The organism is Actinophytocola sp. (assembly GCF_036002505.1).
Lineage (GTDB): Bacteria > Actinomycetota > Actinomycetes > Mycobacteriales > Pseudonocardiaceae > DASYTH01.
On sequence record NZ_DASYTH010000353.1, the window covers coordinates 1 to 4,426 of the forward strand.

Sequence of the window (4,426 nt, forward strand, 5' to 3'; positions counted from 1 at the left end):
GGTTGGCCAGCAGCAGACCGGTGTCGAGGACCTGCTCGGCAACGGCGGTCATCATCGGGGACGCGCTCGCGTAGGGGTCTTCGCGGCCGAGCAGGTAGATGGTGCCGCCGCGGCGGACGACCTCCAGCAGGTTGGTGACCGGGCGGCCCGGGCCGGGCACGCAACGGCGGCGGGTCTCGTCCTGGAAGAACAGCGCCATCGCCTGCTGCATGGTGGTGATGGTGTTGCCGGCGGTCCGGTCGTCGCCGTACAGGGCTCGGTGGAGCAGGCCATTCCAGAACTTCGCGGCGTGCGGGTGCTGGGACAGGATCTCCTCGGGCTCGGTGGTGCCGGTGGGGTTGGCGACCCAGCCCAGGACGTCGTCGAGGTTGCGGCCGGTGAGCGCGGCGGCGTGGAAGTAGCACTTGAGGACCTTGGCCGACTCCTCGGCGTAGAACCGGGCGGCGTCGTCGCCGGAGCCTTCGGTCATCGCGCCCTTGACGGTGCCGGCGGCGAACGCCTTCGCGCGGCGCTCGGCGATCCGCGAGCTGACGCAGCCCTCGATCGGGTCCCACACGACCTCGTCGACGACGCCTTCGGCCAGGCCGAACGGGTCCAGGACGACACAGGGTCGGTCGTCGCGGGAGCGCTCGTTGAGGCTGAGCAGCAGGTCCTCTGGCTTGGTGAGGGTCACCAGTGCGGCTCCCGGGGCATCCAGCAGGGCCGGGGTGAGCACGTCGAGGGTCTTGCCGCTGCCCTGGGGCCCGATCACGCCGGCGGTGCGGTCGAAGGGGACCCACAGCTGGTTGCCGCGGGGCTCGTGCGCGTTCCCGAGCCGCCAGCCGACGTCTGTGGGGTTGAGTCGGGTCTTCTTCATCGCCAGGCCCTCCGCTGGGTCTTCTCGGTCTTCTCGGTGGAGTCGCTGTTGCGGACGGGGAGGAACTGCGGGGAGAGGCCGCGGCCCAGCTGGCTGCTGTCTGGTTCGGGCTCCCGGTGGACGACGGTCTGGGTGGTTGCGGACTGCCTGTTGCCGTACAGGTTGGTGCCGTACAGGTCGGGACGCACGACGCCGGCGACCTTCCGCAGCCGGGTGCGGCCCAGGAGGTGCTCGGCCTCCTCGCCGGTGGCCATGCCCAGAACCCGCCAGGGTCCCCAGACGCGCAGGGTGTGGAGGGTCAGCACGGCGTAGCCGAGGATGACGACGAGCGGTGGCGATGAGCGACCCGTGCAGGAGGCCGGGGCCGGCCAGGTGCCCGAGTTGGCGGGGGTGGGCGAGGCCGGCGGCGGAGTTGCCGCCGATCACCGCAAAGATGCTGGTGATGACGTTCTCGGAGGTCGGCCAGGTGAACCCTGCTCCGGCGAGCCAGTTGGCGACTCCTCGGCCGGCCTGGACGCCGATGATGAGCACCAGTAGGAGCATCAGGCCCCAGAGCGCGAAGGGCTCCCAGGTCCAGGGGTAGGGGTCGTGTCGCCGGGCGAGCTGCATCCGTTCACGCATAGCGGTGTGTCCTTTCGTCGCTCACCCACTGAAGGCATGCCAGGGGAGCCTCAGACCTCCTCAAGTAGCGGCAAGGGCACTGTTGAAACTCATGGCGCGCTGATCTGGTAGGTCAGCGGGCGGCGGTCTCCGGGCAGCCGTGCTGGTGTGGCGTTGAGCTCCTCGGCGAGGTGCTCAAGGGCGCGGGCGATCCGTGGGCTGTCTGGCCGGTCGAGGGTGACGGTGATCGCCGTGGTGGCGAACTGGACGTGGCCGCCTTGGTGGAGCAGGTTGCGCAGAATGGCGCGGTACTCGTTGGGGTCGGCCAGGTAGGCGTTGAGGTGTTCAGCGAGCCATGCCTCGGCGTTGAACGCGAGCAGCCGGAGCACCATTTGCAGGCCGCGGCGCTCGATGCGTGGGCGGGCTCGCTTCGCGTCGGGGTCCAGATCGGTAGCGAGCACCTTGGCCGGGATCGGGCGGAGCGCGGCCTTGGCTTCGGCCAGCGCGGTCCTGGCGGCCTCGATCTGTCTGTGCAGTCTGGGTAGCGCGGCGTTCATCTGCTTGGGCGTGCCCGGACCTGCCAGCATCTGCGGCAGCGCCCGTTCGGCTGCGGCCAGCTCTGCTTCGGCGGCGGCAACGGCTTTGCGGGCCACGACCCGGGCCGGGTTGGTCACCATCCTGGTGTCGGGGCCGATGTCCATCGCGTAGTCGGCGAGGGTATCGATGCCGTTGTGGGCGGCCGCGTACTTGAACATGTTCTCGATCCGCCAGCGGGCCCGCAGCCAGCACAACAACCCCGCGCCGGTCGCACCGGTGTCGGAGGTCAGCACCTGGAGCACCGGGTCGCCTGCTTCGAACAAGGTGAGCTGGCGGGCCTGGCCGTAGCCCTTGATCACGACGGTCTCATCGGCCAGCGTCACGGTGATGCGTTTGCCCTCACGCACCGTCCAGGACCGCCGCGGCGCCGCGGTCGTCTCGACCAGGGGTGCGCGTCGGTAGGTGACCCAGTCCGCGCCCGCGGCGCGACAGGCCCTGAATGCGGTCGGGTAGGCACCACCGCGGTCGAAACCCAACAAGACCGGGGCGTCGGGGCCGATCACCTGCCGTAGCTGGGTGAGCACCCCGGGCAGGGTGGAAACCAGCCCGGAGGGCTCCCCGGTGCCGAAGACCACCGCCCGGCCGCGGGCGTCGACCAGCAGCGTGTCGTCGCGGCCGGGCTGGGCGTGGCGACGTTTGGTGTTCCACCCCTTCCCGACCGGCCGGGCGCCGGAGTAGGCCACGAAGTGGTCATCGACGAAGTAGACCGGGTCATCGGCCGGGTCGACCGCGAGCATCCCGGTCGCGAACGCGCGCTGCAACCCCAACGGATCCGACCCATCGGCCAACGCGCCCAGCCGGGTCCGCAGCGTCGCCAGCTCCGGGACCACGACCAGTCCGACCGCCGGGCCGGCCTCGGACCGGCGTAGGTGCTTGGCGCCCTCCACGGTGTCGATACCGAGCGCGAAACCCAGCGTCGCGGTGGTCAGCACCGCCAGGTCGTCATAGCGGCGCGCCGGTCCACCGGTCAACGACGCGAAGATGCCCTCGGCGCCGACTCGATGCAGGTAGGCGTGCAGCAGCATCGCCCCGGCATAGCGACACCGGTAGGTGCCGGCAGTGATCCGCGCCGAACCGGTGAACCCGGCCGCCGGTGCCCCCACCGGCCCGGCCATCGGCTCGAGGTTGCCGGTGACCGCGTCGGCCTGGTCGTGCTCGGTCTGGTCGTGCTCGGCCACCGCGGGGCCGGACTCGGCGGACTCGGCGGGCTCGGGCACGTGCAGCTCGGCCGCATACGGCTCGGGCACAAGGGCATGCCCGGCGTCCGGGTCCGCCGAGCCCGGCCGCGGCACACCGGCCAATGCCCGCGCCACCGTCGTGGCGTGCACACCCAGGCGTGCCCCGATCGCCGCGTCGGTCTGTCCCTCCGCCCGCCAAGAACGCGCCCGGGACAGGTCCCCGGTCCGCAGCGCGCTCGGTCGCCCACGACGACGCATCAGCCCGGCCGAACCCTCCCGACGGGCCCGGGCCCGCAGCGTCGACACGTACTCCTCGGTGATCCCCAGCACCTCGGCGACTCGGCGACCGGTGAAACCCATCTCGGGCAGCGTGACCGCCGCGAGGTTGCGCAGACCCGCATCGTCCGCGGCGTAACTGAACAGCACCGTCGCACCAACAGCGACGACTACCTGTCCGTCGACCTCGCTGGAATGAAGATCTTGCGGCATCGGCATACCCGCCAGCATGGCCTGTACCGCGGTCCCGATCGTCACACCAGGGACGCTACCAAAGTTTCAACACATTTCGCACGAACACGCCGGACACAAACACGCAGGTCACAGCCCGATCGCGACACCTACTTCAGGAGGTCTGAGGCTCGGTGCTGTCGACATCACCGGAGGCTTCAGCAACCCGATCAGCGGCCGGCTGAGTCTCGCCCAGGCCACCATCCCCACCCAGTCGGGTATGGGCCGCTCGGGCATCACCGGGTTCCGCAGCTCGATGCCGAAGGTCCTCTCCCACCAGCCCGACTTCGTCACCCTCAACGACCAGGCCGCCCGGTCGCTGCCCCAGATCGAGGCCGCGGCACCCGGGTACAGCGCCTACCGCGACAACTCCCCGGCCACCGGGGCCGGCGCCGACCAGGCGCGCGGCACCGTGGTGCTCTACAAGGACGGGTGGCAGCTGCTCGACGGCGGCCGCATCCAGATCGTCGACGACGACCACACCGTCTACAACGGCCACCCGGTCGTGGGGGACAGGTACGCCACCTGGGCCCTGCTCAAGCGGTCTCGCGACGGCGCCATCGTCGCTGTCGTCTCGGTGCACCACACGACAAACCCGGCCAACCACGGGCCCGACAAGCCGGCCCGCCAGAAGCAGTACGGCAAGGCGCAGTACGGGCAGGCGCAATACGGGCAAGCACAGTACGGA

4 protein-coding genes are annotated in these 4,426 nt (G+C 70.7%); 1 reads left to right on the top strand and 3 read right to left on the bottom strand.

Going from position 1 to position 4,426, the window contains the following annotated elements:
• From VGR06_RS30845 to VGR06_RS30855, 3 genes are all read right to left on the bottom strand, one after another.
• On the bottom strand, positions 1 to 856 hold an 856-nt coding region (locus tag VGR06_RS30845), incomplete at its 3' end, for a hypothetical protein (protein ID WP_327562683.1).
• Positions 853 to 1,161, bottom strand: a complete 309-nt coding sequence (locus VGR06_RS30850; protein ID WP_327562684.1) for a hypothetical protein — start codon at positions 1,159 to 1,161, stop codon at positions 853 to 855. The genes VGR06_RS30845 and VGR06_RS30850, both read right to left, overlap by 4 nt.
• 405 nt (positions 1,162 to 1,566) lie before the next feature.
• Positions 1,567 to 3,765 carry a putative transposase gene (locus VGR06_RS30855; RefSeq protein WP_327562685.1) on the bottom strand — a complete coding sequence of 733 codons (2,199 nt, stop codon included), beginning with the start codon at positions 3,763 to 3,765 and terminating at the stop codon, positions 1,567 to 1,569.
• A 193-nt stretch (positions 3,766 to 3,958) separates the two neighbouring features.
• Between VGR06_RS30855 and VGR06_RS30860 the strand changes: the two genes are divergently transcribed.
• Positions 3,959 to 4,426 (top strand): hypothetical protein (locus VGR06_RS30860; RefSeq protein ID WP_327562686.1); only part of this gene is annotated, 468 nt, incomplete at its 3' end.